Genomic DNA, 17,655 nt, shown 5'->3' with positions numbered 1-17,655 from the left:
TCCTTGCTTTTGGCTAGAGCAATAACTGCAAGTTGTGGATTCCGGACGAATACGGAGGCCGGAGCAGGTCCGGGTCGGCTTGGCGCGATCTCCGGTGGCGCAGGCGAAAGCGCGCTCGATCGCTGTCACGCAACAATTCCGCAAAGCACGAAAAAAGGCCCGCTGCCAAATGGCAACGGGCCCGAGGTCGTTCCAGATCGGCTGAGCCGGCGCCGCGCCTCTGCCTAGGTGTGCTCGACGTAGTAGCTGTTGTGGTGCTTCCCCTTGTACGCCTCGATGCGCTTGAGCATCTTCGGGTTGGCGCGGTTGAGCACGGCACCGAGCAGCTTCTTCTGGAGGACTTCCGATCCGGAAACCGACTCCTGTAGGGCGCTTCGCGTCGTCTGCCCCCATTCGATCACGTAGACCATGGCGTCGATCAGGAGGCTGAAGGCCTTCGAGTCCGCCACCGGCATCACCGGGGCAAGGTCGATCACGATGTATTCGTAGTGCTCTCTCAGCACCTTGAGCAGTTCGGCCATCGCCTTCGATCCGATGACATCGGCCGAATTGACCATGCGGGACGCCACGACGGAGGGCAGGAAATCCAGGCCCGTCTCCTTGCTTCGCTGCACATGGTAGCCGAGGCTCGCCGGATCGCTGAGAGCCTCGACCAGTCCGCTCTTGGCGTTGGGTGCGAGCTCTCGGGTCAGCGAGCGCGTGTGTAGATCGCCGTCGATCAGGACGGTGCGATGTCCGGTAAGGGCGATCAACTGTGCGAAGTTGGCCGCCACCGTCGTTTTTCCTTCCTTGGGCAGGGAGGACACGATGCCAATCACCTTGATCTCGCGGGTCAGGCGCGCAACGTCGATCGACACCTTGATGTTGCGCAACGTCTCGGCAAACCGCGAGAAGGGATGATCGACGACGTAGCGGGACAGATCGGCCGAACTTGGTCTGGCCGAGGTCGAAAGCAGCGCTCCGGTCGCCGTTGGCGGACGAATGTCGGGCAGGACCCCGAGGCACTTGACGCCGAGTTCCTCCTCGACCTCGGCGGGGGTCCGCAACACGTCGCTGAGCAGTTCACGCCCGAACGCGACACCGAAGCCAAGGCAGAGGCCGCCGACCAGGCCTCCCACCAGCGCCAGCATCGTGCGCGGCGAGCTCTTGCGATCCGGCTTTGTGGCGGTGCTGATCAGGCGCGCCTCGCTGAGCGGAAAGCTCTGATTCTGCGTCGCGCTCTGCAGCTTTTCCAGGAAGTTGTTGTAGAGATTGCGATAGGTGTCGGCGGCACTTTCGAGATCGCGCAGCTTGACCTCGGCCTGGCCCTTGTTGCCGGCCTGGGCGACAAGCTCCTTCACGTTCTTCTCGAGCGAGGCCTCCCGGCTCTTCGCGATCTCGTAGTCGCTGCGATAGGCATCGGCGATCCGACGCACCTCGTCGGCGATGTTCTTGCGCAGCTCCTCCATCTTGTTGGCCAGATTGACCGCCGCAAGGTGAGTCTTGCCGTAGCGCCTGGACCAGTCGGAATATTGGGCCTGCAGGTCGAGATATTGGGCGCGCAGACGGGTGATCACCGAGTTGTTGAGGGCATCCGTCACGGTCGACTGCGCAACATCCTGATCGGAAATCGTGTCGATCCGGTCAAGCCGGGCCTTGGCTTCGGCGGTCGCGGCCCGCGCCTGAACTAGCTGCGTGTTGAGGTCCGACAATTGCTGCTCGGACATCAGGCCGCGGCTGGTTCCGACGATGTTGTTCTCGGCCTTGAAGGTCTGGACGGCGCGGTCGCTGGCCGATGCCTGCTCGCTCAGTTCGAGGCTGCGCTGTTGCAGCCATTCGGTGGCCCGCTTGGTGGACTGATATTTGGCCTCCAGGGCCCCGACGAGATAGGCATTGGCGATCGCGTTGGCGATCTTGGCGGCCTTGTCGGGGCTCCGCGCTTTATAGCTCAGCGACAGGACATATGTCGTCAGCACGCGCTCCGTACGCAGATTCTTCTGGATCTGCTGGACCACCGCATGCTCGATCCGTTCCTGGCTCGCCGGCTCGCGGGAGCCGAACAGCGAGGTCACCTTGCCGATGATGATGGAGAGCAGACCCGGGCTGGAGCCGTTGAACTCCGGGTCTTCCGTCAGCTTGAGGCGGCGGACGACGGACAGAATGAGGTCGTCCGAGTTGATGATCTCCACCTGGCTGTCGACGTAGCCGGTGTCGATCAGGGCGCTGCTGGCGTTGCTGTCCTTGTCCAGAACTTGCGTCTGCCGCGTATCCATCATGATGCGGGCATTTGCCGTATACATGGGCTGTGCCATGGCCAGGTAGACGATCACCAGGGCCAGCGAAGCTCCCGTACAGACCGCGATGATCGGCCATTGGCGGCGAAGGACGTCGGTCACGCGCTCGAAGCTGAGGACCGCCCCGCCGAATTCGATGCCGAATCGGTGTCCCGACTGGAAATGTTCTCTAGGCTGGTACATGTGCTAACTGCTGCCCTTGGATCAATTGGGAAGGGGGACGGGCTTGAATGGATTGGCCAGCTTGGTCCTCCACTCGCCCTCGAGCAGGGCGCCGCCGCGGCCCGGCTGCGGCGAGGTCTTGATTTGCGATTGGGCCTGGACGCCGGAGCTGTCCTCTCCGGCGCCGGAATAACCCGCCTGCACGTTGAGATCGCCGATCCGCTGCACGAAATCCCTGATCTTGCGCGCGGCGTCCGGCTTGGTCGACGTGCAACGTGCTTCGGCAAGGCGCAGCGCAGCGCCGATGGACGAGCGATCGGCTGAAGCCGACACCGAGATGAGCGTCTCGACGGACGGCAGGACCGACGGATTCGTCGCGACATAGCGCGCGAGCCAATACCGCAACTTCTCCTTGTCGTTGCGCAACCGCTCGAGGAGCGAGGACGGCGACTTCACGAAGGTGTCGAGTTCGAGTTGCGAGGCGCGGCCCGAGAATTCGACGCATTGAGCGCGAGAAGCACCGGCGCTCGAGACGATCAGCGCAGAACCAATCAAGACAATCGCTAGCCATCGCGGCTGCGCATGGCGACGTGTTAGTCCGCGGCCCATCCGTGTTCCTTGCTTCTATTGCGATAGGAGAACAGGCGAAACTTGACAGGTAACTGTGTCATCTTTTTGTGCGACGCAAAAGCTGGTGCAAAGCTGGCGATAAAACAAACGCAAGCCCGCTTGTTCGCCGGTTGCAAAAACAAGTTCTACAATGCCTGCGAGATCGGCAAATCACGCCCATGAATGTTGCAACCTGAAAACATATCGGGCACTCGCGCAGCCGCTCGTCGCAAAGCCGACACAAGTCACGACGCGCGTTTATTGTTCCCCGTTGGCAAAGATTTCTCGTGCGACATCGGCACGCAGCAATCAATGTGCTGCAAGGGCCCGATCGCAACAGTGCCGAATTTCGCGCACACTTTGCGCGCAAATACTCGCAATCATCCCATGCCGATTGGCTTGCGCGCCGAAGCAGGCGCACATTGGATGAAAAGTGGCATGAACTTGGCGCTCGCATGTCCGAATGATCTGCAAGCTTTGAAATTATTGTCGGTCGTCATGCATCGAATGCGGCTCCGTGATTGCAGAGATTGATCACGCGTTGAGACCTGATACACACTGCTGCGGTGCAACAGCTACGGAATGTTGATGTGACGGAGTTGGTTCATCGTGAGAAGGCGCACGTCCTGCCGCTCGACAGCATCCGGGGGATCGCCGCGACTTCCGTGGTGATCCATCATCTGCTGCTGATGCCAACCTTTCTCGCGGCATTCCCGCACAACGCCTGGATCAACTGCTCCTTCTTCAGGAGTGCATGGCTGCTGGTCGATCTGTTCTTCGTTCTCAGCGGAATGGTCATGGCGCTCAGCTATGTCGAGAACGACTTCACGCGCTTCTCGCTGCGCGAGTTTATGGTACGGCGCCTGGCGCGAGTCTACCCGCTGCATATCGTCATGCTGCTGGCAAACCTCGTCTTTCGCCTGCTGCGCATCGGCCTGGTCATGGCGGGGGTGGTCGTCGCCGCGCCTGCGGCGTTCGAAGTGAACAATGCCTATTCCTTCGGCCTCAACGTCCTGCTTCTCCACTCGATGGGATTCATCGACTATCTCAGCTGGAATGCGCCGAGCTGGAGCATCAGCGTTGAGTTCTACACCTACCTGGTGTTTGGTCTGATCGTTCTCATTGCCCTGCGCATGCGCTCGCTGGCGTGGTTCTATGTCCTCTCCGGGCTGCTCGCGGTCGGAAGTCTCGTCTTCATCATCTTCGTTCTCGAAAAGAAGAGCATCGAGCTTCAGACGGATTTCGGCTTGCTACGCTGCTTCATCGGCTTTTTCCTGGGCGTCTTGATGGTGAGGATCGTCGATCGCCTGCCGGCCAAGCCGGGGCCTGCCGCGCAGGGCGCATTGCAATTCGTCGCCATCATCGTGAGCATCGTCCTGGTGTCCCTGGCGGAGGCCAATCCTGCCGCGACCTTCCTCGCGCCAGTGATGTTCGCGATCTTCCTCGGCAGCCTGCTGGCCTTTCCGGATGCGCTGCTGGTGCCGCGGATCCTGGTGGCCAAGCCGCTGGTCTGGCTCGGGCGTCGTTCGTACTCGATCTATATGGTGCACGCGCTCGTGGTGCTGCTGGCTGAATACTTCGTGCGGGGCGTGGGAGCGGGGCGAATCGCCGCCCTGGATTCGATCTGGGCAGGCCTGCCGGCTACGCTGAATCTCGTCGTTTCACTGGCCGCCGTGCTGGCGGTTTCGCACCTCACCTATCTCTACGTTGAAATTCCCGGCGGCAGGCTCCTGCGAAATGCATTCGGAAGCCCCCGGATTTTGCGCCATCCCCCGCCCGATCGGCGCGGCTGAGCAACTGAGCCGCGCATGAGCACCTTCGCGCTGCAACCCCGCAGGATGATGCTGATCAGCCTCAATATCGAGGCTATTGCGCTCGCAGCCTATCTGGTCCGGGATGCCTTCGGCGGTATGATGCGGTACTACACCAGCATCATGCATTTGGATGCGCTTTGGTTCGTGCCGGATGGCATTGCGCTTCTGTGCCTGGTCCAGTTCATCGTGCATTGCATCCTGCGCAATCGCAGTATCATGGCTGCAGTTGTTCTCGTGCAGATCATGCTGTCGCTGGTGCTCGGCTACTTCATGCTGGGGACGGTCAACGCGGCGATGTCGTCCTTCAAGATGATGCTCCCGGTGTTCGTCGGATTTTGTTTCTGCGACACCAGTCTGGGCTCCTACAAGAAGTTGCTGTCGGTCATCGCCGCGACGTTCTACCTCTCGCTGATCGGCGTGCTGCTGACGAAATTCTACTTCATGCCCTGGGTCGGATACAAATATGAGTCCTTCGGCGCCGTTCGTGAGGCGGGTCGCTTATGGTGGGCCTATGGCGGTGACGACCAGCGTCTCACGGGCTTTGCTGCCGAAAGTACCATGGCGGCCTTCTTCATACTCGTGTCCTTCGCAATTACGTCGATCCGCAAGAGCACGATTTGGTGCCTTCTGTACGGCTCTCTTGCGGTCTACATCATCCGTCTGACGACCAGCAAGACGACCATGATCGTCCTCGTGCTGTACTTGATTCTGCTGGTGTTCGTGCGGATGCTGCCGGAGAAGTCGCGCTTCTCCGCGATACGGAACATTGCGTTGTGGTCGTTTGCCGCGATCCTGGTGCCGTTCTTCATGATCGTGCTTGCTTCGGGTACCGCCGCGGTGCCGCACACGACCCTGTTCAGCATCGTCGATCGCATCAACAACAGCTGGCAACTGCCGTTCGTCTACCTGAGCCAGCTCATGCCCGTTGGTCTCGTGACCGGCTGCGGCGTGGGCTGCTTCAACTATCCGCAGAAGCTGTTCTCGCCGCTCGCCGCCTTCTGGGTTCCCGTCGACAATTTCTACATCGGCACGTATCTGATGTTCGGACTCCCGTTCGTCGCATTCATGGTGATGGTATTCCGGGCGACGTTCGGCACGACCGACGTCTACAAGCTAACGCTGATCTTCGTCGTCAACTTGTTCACGATCACCGTTCTGAACTACGGCCCGGCGTCCGGCCTGCTGATCATCGCGTTGAGCTTCAGCGAGGTGTTCTCGCGGCGCGCGGCCACGGCGCGGGCGGGCGACGCCGTGCCGATCATCGTACGGCCACCGATGCCGTCATTAGAAGGCTTCCGCCCGGATGTACCGGCGGCGAGCGGAAGCAGGTGAGAACGAACAATGCATAAACGGCTCGCATTCATCGACACACTGCGCGGCATTGCCGTGCTGGCCGTCCTGGTCCAGCACGTGTTCGAGGTCATCCTGGAAAAGCACCCGACGGGTGTCTATTACGGACCCCTCCACGACATATTCGGCTACTACATGAATTTTGGCCGGTTCGGCGTCGTGTTGTTCTTCTTCGTGAGCGGCTTCGTCATACCGTTCAGCTTCCCGGACAGCGCCACACCTGTGCGCGATTTTACGATCAGCCGCTTCTTCCGGCTCTATCCGGCTTACTGGACTTCGATCGTTATCGGGCTCGTGTCGGTGCAACTGCTGGATTCGAAGAGTTTTCCGCTGGGGCAGATCGCCGCGAACGTGACGATGTTGCAGACTTTCGTGAACGTCCCGAACCTCTGGGTGTTCTACTGGACGCTGGCGATCGAGCTCCTGTTCTACGTCGGATGCACCATCCTCTTTGCGATGGGGCTCTTGAACCAGCGCTTCACGGCGGTGACCATCGTCGTTGCCGCCGCGCTGGTCGGAACCACAGCCGCACTTTTCGTTGAGAGCAGGGCAGTCTCCTCGGTGATGGAGGTCGGCTTGAACCTCTCGGCGATGTTCCTGGGCAAGATCATCCGCGACACCGTCATTGGCGGCAAGCTGCGGTGGACCCATGTCACCGTCTGCACGCTTCTGTATGCGGTCTTCGCCGCCACCCTATCCGATCGCCGGTTTGGCGGCGTGTATCACGAGAATTTCTTCTACAGTTATTCGATCGGATCGGCATATATCTGCGCGGCGCTTGTCTTCATCGGCTTTGCCGTGTTCGGCGAGCGAATGGCATGGCGCCCGATGGCATTCGTCGGCGTGATCAGCTATTCGGTCTACCTGATGTCGCCATTCGCGATCGTCTACGTCCATCGCCTGGTATGGTTCGGCGACGGACCGCTCGGATGGTCGATCTTCCTGGTCGTCATCCTGGCATTGTCGATCCTCATCAGCTGGATGACATACACGTGGATCGAGAAGCCCAGCATTTCCTTCGGGCAAAGATTCCGCTCCGCGCGAAGAAAGCCTGTCGTCCTCGAGCCAGTGCTCAGCACCCAGGGTGCCGCAGAGTGATCAAGGCACCTCACCAGCCGGGCGCCGCCTATGACGGATCGTTCCTTCCTTCGCTCCAGGGCCTCCGCGCCATCGCGGCGCTGAGCGTGCTGATGGACCATTTCTACGACATGCCGAAGGGCGGCATGTACGACATCCCGAATCCCGGTTTTCTGCCGCCGCTTTGGCCCTGGGTGCAATCGGTGATCAATGTCGGCGGGCACGGTGTCGAGCTGTTCTTCATGATCAGTGGCTTCCTGATCCCGGCCAGCCTGATACGCCACGGGTCGCTGTCGCGATTCTTCTTCGACCGCGTCCTGCGCATCATGCCGGTGTTCGTCGTGCTGCACCTTGCGCTGTTCGCGATCGGTCCGATCGTGGCCTACAAGTTCTTCCGCGGCATCGATCTCACCAGCTATCTCGCGATCTTTGCGGCCAACCTGTTCTTCGTGCAGGACGCGCTCGGCCTGCCCATTGCCCAGCAGAATGCCTGGACGCTGACCTATGAGTGGGCGTTCTACATCTGGTTTGCGCTGACATTCTCGATGTGGCGCGCAGGGGGCAGGCTGCTGGCGGCGCCTCTCATCCTGCTGGGCGTGGCCTGCCTGATGCGCTGGCCTATCACCGCGTTCTTCTGCATTGGGATGCTGTTCAGCGCGACGGGATTTCGCATTTCCATTCCCGGACGGCTCGGTCTGATCGCAGGGCTCGTCTGCGGAGCCGCGCTGTATGCGAGCCTGGTGCTGTTTCATCCGTTCGTGGGCCTCATTCCCGGATTTCTGCTGTTCGCCATGGTGCTCGCCCCGGAATCAGGCCTCGGGAAGGCCCTGAGCACGCCGGCGCTCCAATACATCGGCAAGATCAGCTACAGCCTCTATCTCGTGCACCCCTTCGTGCTCTTTCCCTTGCAGGTGATTGGACTGAAGCTGGTTGCCGCCGGCGTCGACCGCTGGCCGCTGTGGGCGGCTTTCATCGGACTCGGGCTGGTGATGTCACTGGTTGCAAGTGCGATCAGCTATGAGCTGATCGAGGTCCGGCTGAGGCGATTGCTGGACGGCGCGTTCCGCGGCACGTTCCTTCGACCGCTGAAAGTGGGGCAATCGGCTTGAGAGAGCGCGTGTCGCGCTCACTTGACGGTGCGACCGGCGAGCTTGTGATAGGATCCAAGCAACCGTTCGCCAATGTGGTCCCAGTTCAGGGGGCCGGCCGCGGTCTGCCGCGCGCCGTCAGCCAACCTTGCGGCGAGTGAGTTCGACGTCAGCACGCGCTCGAGCGCATCGGCGAGCGCAGTGGCATCGCCGGGAGGAACCAGGAGACCATTGACGCCGTCCGTCACGACGTCGGGAATGCCACCGGTGGCGCTGGCGACGACGGGACGCGCATTCCCATAGGCGGATGCGAGCACCCCGCTTTGTGATGCATCCTTGTAGGGCAAGGCAACCACCGCAGCAGATTGAAATAGACGTCCGGTATCCGCAGGCGAAATGTAGGCATTGATGGTCTTGACCGTCGGCATCGCCTCCATCCGGGCGCCGAGCCGTGCCATCTCGGGGCCGCGCCCGGCGACGATTGCTTCATGCGCGACGCCGCGCCGGGCCAACATGTCGATCGCGTCGATGAACACGTCGAGGCCCTTGTAAGCCCACATCCGTCCAAAAAACAGGATGCGCCCGGGTTCCGGCTCGGTGAACGAGTTTTTGTCCGACGGAACCATAAGCACGCCGTGCATGCTGGAAACCGTCTCGCCCTTGAAGTCGGGCGATGCGCGATGAAAATCTGCAATGCAGCTCTCGCCGTGCGTCGTGACGATCGAGGCGGCCGCACGCATGCGCCCGCGCCAGGCATCTTCACGGGGCGAGGTGCCGGAGCCGCCCTCGGAGTGCGGGATAGCATCGTGAACGGTCAGCACCAGGGGAATGCCGAGCGGGCGCAGGAGCTGAATCAGCTTGGACGTGTAGATCTCGGGAACTTCGTGACAATGGATCACGTCCGGGCGAAAGGAAATTATGTCGACGAACGAAGCAGGGATGCCGATTGCGCCGCCGCGCCGCAGACTGAGGTCGCGAACTCGTGTCTCGAACGGCGCCGTCACGGCGATGTCGGCAAGCTCCCATTGCTGGTTCGCGTCCTTGCGGTTGAGCACAAGCCGAACGTCGCAATGATGCGCCAGTCCCGATGCGAGCCGGTAGGAATATTCCGCAAAATGCGGCGCGTAGATGGCCACGCGAAGGCGCTTGGGCATGTTAGTTCTTTCCGCTCCAGAGGTCGATCGGGAATGTACTCATCAAGGCGCGATGATCAAAGTTGAGGCGCGCAGCGCCACCCATCTCCCGACCTTCGTCAATGCTCGTCGCAAACTCGACGGCGAACCGGCCGGTGCCCTCATAATAGTCATGATACTTGAACTCGGCCTCCCCACTGCTCAATCGCACGTATCGAGCAGGTATCCCGAACGCCTCGGCAACGATGATGCCGTGGAGCGAACTGGCCAGAACCAGTTCAGCTTCGAGAATGGCGTCAATTCGCCGGTTCCAGGAACCCAACGGCGAGACCACCGTATCGGCGGTAGGATCGACGAGGTTCAAATCGTGCAAATTCGGAACAAAGACCCACGGTTTCTTGGCTGTAGGGTGAAAGCGATTTGGAAACAGCTGAGGGAGCAGCAACGCCGGGTCTCCGAACACTTCGGGGACCGCGATGCCCCGGCGCTGCAGAACCTCCCGGGTACGGGGGCCGCGCACCGCTCGCACGTCCAAATTCTGCACGCGGTGGTTGAGGTTGCCCTGGCCGGGACGCCCGTTTACGCCGCTTCCCCAGATCACATCGCCATTTCGCGCGTAGTGGAGCACCGAGCCGATCGCGAACAAGCGCGTTTGCCGCGGCACCTCATCGGCGAGCGTATACCCGAATTGCCGCAAGAGATGGTCAACGACAACGATCGAAAGATGATCGCCGAAATTGATCGTTCCGTCGTCGGGACGCCAGAAGAACAAGTCCACGTGAGGATAGGGCAGTTGATGAATAAAGTCGCAACCGACCTCGTTGATCAGCCGTCGTAGATTGCCTCGAAAATTCATGCTGCCTCGGATGTAGCTGCTTTCTTGCCGTAGTGTCCTCGTAAACAAGGCGACTATTGGACCATAGCGGCCAACGGCTCATTGACGAATGTCGACCTAACCCCGAATTGTGACAGGCTTCCAATTGCGCCACGAGATTATCAAGCCGCGCTCGATCGTTTCGGGCGTCATTTGGTCGGCGCTTGATTCTGCGGTCGGGCAGGCGCTCACGCTCGCAATCTACATGATCATGGCGCGGCTGCTGTCGCCGCAGATTCTCGGCATCGTGGCAACGGGAGCGCTGGCGCTCGAGTTCTGCCGGGCAGTCCTGATCGAGAGCATCGCGATTGCCGTCCAGGCGCGTCCCGATCCGAAGGATGAGGACTACACGGCCTCGTTCTGGCTCATCGCGGGCCTCTCCTTGTTTGCAGCACTCGCACTGTTCGCCTCGAGCGGCGCCATCGAACGATTCTCCGGTCTTTCGGATCTTGCCATCGTTCTCAAAGGATTTTGCATCGTGGTGGCCGTGCAAGGCCTGTCACGGACGCACGAAGCCTGGCTGACGCGCAATCAACTCTTTCGGTCTCTCGCCATCCGTTCGATTTCTTCAATCTCAGTTGGCGGAGCCGTAGGGATCGCGCTGGCGATACAGGGGTACGGGGTCCTTGCGCTGGTCGGACAGCTCGTCTCGACTTCGTTGATCTCGTTGGTCAGTCTTTGGGTCTTGACGCCCTGGCGCCCTCGGCTCCGGGTCAGTCGGCAGGCTGTCATCGATCTTCTGAGCTATGCGCGCTACGTGGCACTGACGGGAATCACGAACTTTGCCAATGCCAATTCCGATCTGATTTTCGTCACCTGGTATACCGGCGCCGCCGGCGCGGGCTTCTACAGCCTCGCCAAGCGCCTGGTCAACGCCGTGAGTACCGTGATCGGGAATGCGTTGAACCGCGTGTTCTTTTCGACCATCGCTGGCCTCCAGCATGACCGGGAAGCATCGCGTTCGACGCTGGTCGACTTCGTCAAGTACACGTCACTGCTGACGGCCCCGCTTTTCGCGGGCATAGCGGCTCTGGCGCCGGATCTCATCGTCGGTTTCTTCGGATCCAAGTGGGGCGAGGCCGCCCCTCTACTCGCGATCATGTCGATCACCGGGTTTTTGACGACGATCGGCCTCTACAATCACTCTGTGATCCTGGCATTCGGCAAACCGCACTGGCAGACCTGGCTGACGCTGATATACGCGGTTTCGAACATAGCAATCTTCATTCTCGCTGCGCCGTTTGGCCTTATCGCGATCGCTGTCGGCTACGTCGTTCGCGCCTTGTTGCTGTATCCACTATCCGCCGGAGCTTCGATGCGGATCTTGTCGCTCGGCATCAGGCCCTATGCTGCGGCGCTGATGCCCGCACTTGCGGGCTCCGCAGTGATGGCATGCGCGGTGGTTGCTGCCTCCATTGCCATGCCGGCCACGTCGCCATGGCTGCGTCTCGCCGCGCTCGTGCTGCTTGGTTCTTCGGTCTATCTTGCCGTCGTCATGGCGGTCGCCCGGCCGGCCGTGGTGCGGATATGGCAGGAAGTCCTGGGTCGCGTGCGGCGATCGTCCAAGACCTAGCCGGAATTCGGCCTCCACGCACCAGCTAGCTTGCGTTGGCCGCCTGTCTGGCCTCGGCAAGACCGAGCGGCTCTGGCTTCGTGACGCGGGCTGATCTTGCCCCGCCAGGCGCAAGCCGGTTGATCAATCTTCTAGCGGGATCTTCGACGTAGCGATATGTCACGTCGGCAACGACTGTTAGAACGATGCAGCAGACCAACGCAAACACTGGAAACACACTCGGTTGAAGGCCGAAATAGTGCCAGGCCGGCTTGAAAAGCAGGATCAGCAGCACTTCGTGAACCATGTAGATCGCATATGATGTATTGCCGAGGCGGCCGAGCCAATCGGAGCCGGGAAACCGGGCGAAGGCGCTTTCTCCAATGGCTGTGACGAGGATCGCGAGAGAGAACAATATGAGTGCAAGGTCGGGCTTGGCAAAGAAGTTGAGGACCAGGACCGAGACGGCAAACAGCGCTATTCCGGCGAATGCAACCGGCTTCTTGCGATAGTCGCTCGAGAGCCTGAACAGGACGCTTAGGAGAATCCCGTTCAGAAAGCTCGGAAGGGCCCGTAACATCCCGAAATCGAAAGTTGCCCCGTACATCTGTGAGCGTTCCTGCCAGATCGGCAGGTGAGCATGGGCAAGGATTCCGTAAGAGAGCGCGACGATGATCGCGAGCATCAGCGGCGAGATCCTCCCGGCCAGCAGCATGAACAAGGGGAATAGAAGGTAACAGAACAGCTCGGCGCTGATGGACCAGGCCGGCGAGTTGAAGCTGAGATGATCTGTGATGCCCCACGCCTGCACGAGGAACAGGTTCTGAATGAAATCCGTCCAGCTCGCATGCGAGGTCGGACCGGATATGCCGATGAGAGCAAGGCCCGCGAAAATCAACAAGGTGAGCAGATGCAAGGGGTAGATTCGCGCGATCCGCCTGATGAGGAAGCGCGCATAGGAGCGCAGGCCTGTCGAGCTTGAAGGATAGGAGTAGGAGATCACGAAGCCGGACAGGATGAAGAACATGTCCACGAATAGGCCATAGGACCCGTTCCAGGCCGGCGAGATGCCCTTGTCGATCAGTTTCAGGTGGAAGATGAAGACCCCGAGCGCGGCGACGAAGCGGTAGAAGTCGAGAACGACAAAACGTCTTGCTTCACTGGCTTCCATAGGGGCTCGGTTTCCTTGCGCGGTTCGTCGCTTTTCTAGAGACGAATTGTGACGCAAGTTCGCAAGCGCGGCGGCTGATGCGGCACATCCCGACGATCCCTCCGAATTCATGGGGCTCATCCGATTGTGGATGGATGGCAGAGAGCCCTTCGCTCATCGATGGGGCAGGCGCCCGACCAACGAACGATCAGGGGCCGGGACATGGTCCCGGCCCCCAGCGACGTTGGCGCCCGTTTAGGCAGATTTCGCCGTGCTCAGACGAACACGAAGTCGTGGCTGGTCAGGCTGGAGACGTAGACGTTCTTCAGCAGAATCGAATCGGTCGCCGAGAACGTGATGAGCGCGTTCGTGCCGGACTGCGTGATCTGGAGGTGGCTGTAGTCCTCCGCCAGCAGTTTCGAGATCGCGATCGTGTCGTGCGTCGTCCCGCTGCCGGCCTGGAAGTTGAGGATCTGGTCCTGGCCGTGGTCGTACGCGATGGTTGTCGAGTTCGGCGCCGCCGAGAACACGTCATTGCCGGCCCCGCCCTGGATCGTCACGCCGCTGGCGACGGCCGTGACGTTGTGGGTGCCATCGGACTTGGTCTGATCGGTGTACTGGAGCGCCTTGGCGGTGTTGTAGTTCTCGTGCTGCGTGACGCCGGCATGTCCGTTGAAGTTGAACAGGAAGACGTCCCTCGAGCCGTCGGCGTGACTGGCGATCTCCTGGGTCTTGATGCCGGCACTGTCATAGATGTCGGTCAGCTTGCTGCCGTCATTGTTGATGACCTGGGTATAGTCCAGAGTGCCGTCGGCGTGGGCCCTTGTGATCTCGACGATATTGCCCGAGGCATCGAGGTGCTGGTGCTGCGTCGTGTAGGATTGGCCTGTGATGTTGTAGTTCCAATTGTCCGATGTGCCGTCGGCGTTCTTGATATAGGCAGCGGACTTGATACCGCCGGTGTAGACCGTGGTGGAACTGTAGCCGTCGCTCTTGGTCGTCACCTCGCTGGTGATGATTCCTTTGGCGTCATACCAGCCCGAGGTCTTGGTGCCGTCGGCGCTCTGCACAAGGGTGAATGCCAGGCTGTCGTCGGCGTGGGTCCGCACGATGTGCGTAAGGAAACCGGTGGTATCGTAGGTATCGTGCTCTTTCGTGTAGTTCTGACCGATGACGTTGAAGAGATAGACATCCCTCGAGCCGTCGGAGTGATAGTCGGTTTGAGTCTTCTTGACGCCTGAAGCGTCGTAATTGGTCACGACGCTGCCACCGTCGCTGCCGACGACCTGGGTATAGTCGAGCGTGCCGTCGGCGTGCCAGCGGGTCACCTCCGTCGTCTTGCCGGTAGGATCGAGATGCTGGTGCTGCGTGGCATAGCTCTGGCCGGTGATGTTGTAGGTGTAATTGTCTTGGCTCAGGTCGGCATTGGTGATGTAGGCCGCAGTTTTCAGGCCGTTGGTATAGACCGTCGTCGAGTTGTAGCCGTCCGCCTTCGTGATCACCTCGCTGGTGAGCACCCCCTTGGCATCGTACCAGTCCGTTGTCTTGCTTCCGTCCTTGCTCTGCACCAGCTTGAACGCCATGCTGCCGTCCGCGTGCTTGCGGATCAGCGTCGTGAGGAAGCCGGTCGCATCGTAGACATCGTGTTCGGTCGTGTAGTTCTGGCCGGTGATGTTGTAGAGGAAGACGTCCTTGCTGCCATCAGCGTGGTACTCGGATTGTTTCGTCCGGACGCCCGTCGAGTCATAGATGACGACGACGCTGCTCCCGTCGTTGTTGACGACCTGTTTATAGTCGAGCGTGCCGTCCGCGTGCTTGCGGGTGACGGCCGTGACCTTGCCGGACGGATCGATGTGCTGGATCAGGGTGGTGTAGCTCTGGCCGGTGATGCCGAAGGCATAGTTGTCCAGACTGCCGTCGGCGTTCTTGATATAAGCTTTCGTCTTGACGCCGTTGCTGTAGAGGGTTGTCGAGGTGAAGCCGTCGGCCTTTTCGACCACCTCGCTGGTGAGGCTGCCGGCGGCATTGTACCAATTGGTCGTCTTGGTGCCGTCGGCGGTCTGCATCAGCTCGAAGGCCAGGCTGCCGTCGGCATGCAGGCGCGTCAGGGTCGTGAGGAATCCGGTCGAATCGTAGACGTCGTGCTGGGTCGTATAGTTCTGGCCCTTGATGTTGTACGTCCAGACATCCTTGCTGCGATCGGCATGGTAGGCGGTCTCGATCAGTTTCACTCCCGTGGCGCCGTACAGGGTGATCACGCTGCTGCCGTCACTATTGTAGACCTGGGTCGAGTCCAGCGAGCCGTCGGTATGGCTGCGGATCACCGAAGTGACCTTCCCGGAGGCGTCGAGGTGCTGCACTTGGGTGGTGAAGCTCTTGCCCGTGATGTTGTAGGTATAGTTGTCCTGCGAGCGGTCCGCGTTCTTGACGTAGGCGGCTGTCTTCACGCCGTTCGTGTAGAGCGTGGTGGAGTAATAGCCGTCGGATTTCTGGACGACTTCGCTCAGCAGGGTGCCGGCCGTGTTGTAGGTGTCGGTTGTCCGGGTTGCGTCGGTTCCGACATGAACGAATTTCGTCTGTACGCCGCCGGTGTAGCTGATCACGTCCTTGGAGCCGTCGCTGTACACGACGGTGGTCGAGGTCGGCTGCCCGCTTGAATTGAGGCCAGTGTCGGATTTCGAGAGCAGCTTTCCGCTAGAATCGTAAGTCTTCGTGCTGGTCCAGGTCGCCGCCGAGTTCGTCACCGAGAACGTATATCCGCCCTGGATCTTGGACAGCGCGTTGCCGTAATGGGCGATCATGTAGTCCATGGTCGCTTTCGAGGCGACCGGCAGGACGTGCGAGTCGGTCAGCGTGATAGTCTGCAGCGCCGTCGAGTCGCTAAGATCGGACAGCTGCGGCACGATTTCGGCCGCCGTACCGGTGACGTTGGTCCTCGTGTCCGGCGGAGTCGAAGTGGCCGGGGGCGCGTCGATCTCGATGATCAGCGGGTGGTCGCTGACCGGAATCGTAATCGAGCTGACGTCGGTGTAGCTGGCAATCGCCGTGGTTCCCGTCAGGGTGTCGTACACCTTCACCGAATGATGTACGCCGCCGAGGTTCACGGTGACCGTCTGGGCCGCATTGGTCAGCTCGGTATCGGTGGAGTCGTTCCAGAGCTTCGGCTCCGCCCACACGACCAGCTCGTAGGCGCCGTTGCTCTTGCCGAGCACCATGCTGTTGCCTGAGGCCGGCATGTTGCTCAGGGTGTAGTTCAGCGGATCAGTCGGCTGCTGGCCGCCCTTGCCGTCATCGGCCAGAATGGTCGTCAGGTTGTGAATCGCCGTCGCGGCGAGCTTGGGCGTTCCGTCGGAATCGAACAATCCGAAGTTCGCCTCCGGATTGGTGTTGGCGGCCGAGGAGTCGCGGTCGAACAGCTCGTAGAGGTAAGTCGCGCTCGCGCCGGCCTTGTAGGCGACGACCAGCGTGTTCAGGATCGATTTGGCCTGCACCGTCTCGTTGACGCCGAGATACTGGGTATTGTTTTGCGTGGTATAACCGGTTTCCGTGATGACGACGGGCTTTCCCGGTGCCGCGCCCATGACGGCGCTCAGCGTCGCCGCAATAGAGTCGCTCGGATTGAGGCCGGTGCTGACATAGGCATGGGCGTTGGCATAGTCGACCGAGCCCGACATGTTGCCGAGCTGGCTGTAGCCCTGGGGATCGTTGTAGGCCAGTGACAGATTGTAGACGGGGATGCTGGCGAGCGCCGCGTTGGAATTGACGGCCTGATAGAGCGCGCTCTGGAACTGAGCCGCGGCCGAGAGGCTGGAGCTGCCATTGTAGCTGAAGGGCTGGTGATTGGCCTCGTTGAGGCCCTCGATGGCGCTGATGCTGCCCGCGTGGGTCGCCGCGAACTTCTCGAGCGAGGCGATGTACTTCTGCAGTCCGGCCGTCCCCGCCTGCGGCAGGGCGGAGGAGACCAGGAAGTCGAACTTGTAACCGGCCGCGGCAAGGCCCTCGACCACCGGCTGTGCAGCGGGGCTGGTACCCATCGCATCTCGGAGATGGGTGACGCCGATGTATTCGAGGCTGTCGGCCATCAGCGCGAGATTGTTGTAGCCGGTCCACCCGAAGCCGGCATGCGTGTTGACGCCGATGGAGTTGATGAAGCCGCTGGCGGACAGGATGGTTTGATCGGGCATTGCACACTCGAGTTTCAGCGCGAGCAAAAATGCTCGCAGGGATTTGCGTTCAAGCATCTCTGTGGAGTGTGAATTTCAGATAAAAATCAGAAGCTGCAAATCGCGAGCGAAACGAGGTTCCTTGTGCAGGAACAAGACGTGGCCCGGTGCAGCAGAATAGTTGATGCGATGCCGGATCGGCGTGGCGCGAGAAAGGCGCTTTCAAGATTTTCTCGATTTGCGCTGCTGAATGTATGCGCAGGCGGCGCAGAAAGATTTCACAGTCCTTGTTGGGAGCGGGCTCACGCGACGCGCTTGTCGCCGTTCTCAGTATTTCGTTCGCACGAGAAGTTCGCAGATGCCGCTTCCATGGGCGATTAAGTCATGGATTATGCGCGCAAGAGTTGTGC

11 protein-coding genes are annotated in these 17,655 nt (G+C 60.5%); 5 read left to right on the top strand and 6 right to left on the bottom strand.

The window, feature by feature from the left end; all coding sequences use genetic code 11:
• Positions 1–224: 224 nt before the first annotated feature.
• Positions 225–2,456, bottom strand: coding sequence for a Wzz/FepE/Etk N-terminal domain-containing protein (locus tag ACETMP_RS15890; protein WP_375161662.1), 2,232 nt, complete (start codon positions 2,454–2,456; stop codon positions 225–227).
• A gap of 21 nt (positions 2,457–2,477) precedes the next feature.
• Positions 2,478–2,990 carry a hypothetical protein gene (locus ACETMP_RS15885; protein ID WP_375161661.1) on the bottom strand — a complete coding sequence of 171 codons (513 nt, stop codon included), beginning with the start codon at positions 2,988–2,990 and terminating at the stop codon, positions 2,478–2,480.
• Positions 2,991–3,634: 644 nt separating this feature from the next.
• Between ACETMP_RS15885 and ACETMP_RS15880 the strand changes: the two genes are divergently transcribed.
• Genes ACETMP_RS15880 through ACETMP_RS15865 form a run of 4 tightly spaced genes read left to right on the top strand, consistent with a single transcriptional unit; the run spans position 3,635 to position 8,394 of the window.
• Positions 3,635–4,837, top strand: coding sequence for an acyltransferase family protein (locus ACETMP_RS15880; RefSeq protein ID WP_375161660.1), 1,203 nt, complete (start codon positions 3,635–3,637; stop codon positions 4,835–4,837).
• A 15-nt stretch (positions 4,838–4,852) separates the two neighbouring features.
• Positions 4,853–6,190: a hypothetical protein gene (locus ACETMP_RS15875; protein WP_375161659.1), complete on the top strand. Its 1,338-nt coding sequence runs from the start codon at positions 4,853–4,855 to the stop codon at positions 6,188–6,190.
• Positions 6,191–6,199: 9 nt separating this feature from the next.
• A complete protein-coding gene (locus ACETMP_RS15870) occupies positions 6,200–7,306 on the top strand; it encodes an acyltransferase family protein (protein WP_375161658.1) in 1,107 nt (368 codons plus the stop codon).
• Positions 7,303–8,394, top strand: coding sequence for an acyltransferase family protein (locus ACETMP_RS15865; protein WP_375161657.1), 1,092 nt, complete (start codon positions 7,303–7,305; stop codon positions 8,392–8,394). Before ACETMP_RS15870 ends, ACETMP_RS15865 begins: the two co-directional genes overlap by 4 nt.
• 17 nt (positions 8,395–8,411) lie before the next feature.
• Here the strand turns inward: ACETMP_RS15865 and ACETMP_RS15860 are convergent, their stop codons facing one another.
• Both ACETMP_RS15860 and ACETMP_RS15855 read right to left on the bottom strand, forming a co-directional pair.
• On the bottom strand, positions 8,412–9,527 hold the full coding sequence (locus ACETMP_RS15860) for a glycosyltransferase family 4 protein (RefSeq protein WP_375161656.1): 1,116 nt from the start codon (positions 9,525–9,527) through the stop codon (positions 8,412–8,414).
• Between the two features lies 1 nt (position 9,528).
• Positions 9,529–10,362, bottom strand: coding sequence for a polysaccharide pyruvyl transferase family protein (locus ACETMP_RS15855; protein ID WP_375161655.1), 834 nt, complete (start codon positions 10,360–10,362; stop codon positions 9,529–9,531).
• Between the two features lie 124 nt (positions 10,363–10,486).
• Between ACETMP_RS15855 and ACETMP_RS15850 the strand changes: the two genes are divergently transcribed.
• Positions 10,487–11,953 (top strand): lipopolysaccharide biosynthesis protein, encoded by a 1,467-nt coding sequence (locus tag ACETMP_RS15850; protein WP_375161654.1) that lies wholly within the window; start codon positions 10,487–10,489, stop codon positions 11,951–11,953.
• Between the two features lie 25 nt (positions 11,954–11,978).
• Here the strand turns inward: ACETMP_RS15850 and ACETMP_RS15845 are convergent, their stop codons facing one another.
• A complete protein-coding gene (locus ACETMP_RS15845; RefSeq protein WP_375161653.1) occupies positions 11,979–13,103 on the bottom strand; it encodes an acyltransferase family protein in 1,125 nt (374 codons plus the stop codon).
• A gap of 254 nt (positions 13,104–13,357) precedes the next feature.
• The gene (locus ACETMP_RS15840; RefSeq protein ID WP_375161652.1) at positions 13,358–17,266 is read right to left on the bottom strand and encodes an RHS repeat protein; all 3,909 of its coding nucleotides are present in this window, start codon (positions 17,264–17,266) and stop codon (positions 13,358–13,360) included.
• Between the last annotated feature and the right edge of the window lie 389 nt (positions 17,267–17,655).

Origin of the sequence: Bradyrhizobium dasycarpum, assembly GCF_042019905.1 — a bacterium.
In the GTDB taxonomy this organism is placed as follows: Bacteria; Pseudomonadota; Alphaproteobacteria; order Rhizobiales; family Xanthobacteraceae; genus Bradyrhizobium; species Bradyrhizobium japonicum_B.
This window is presented reverse-complemented; position numbering and strand designations above follow the sequence as displayed.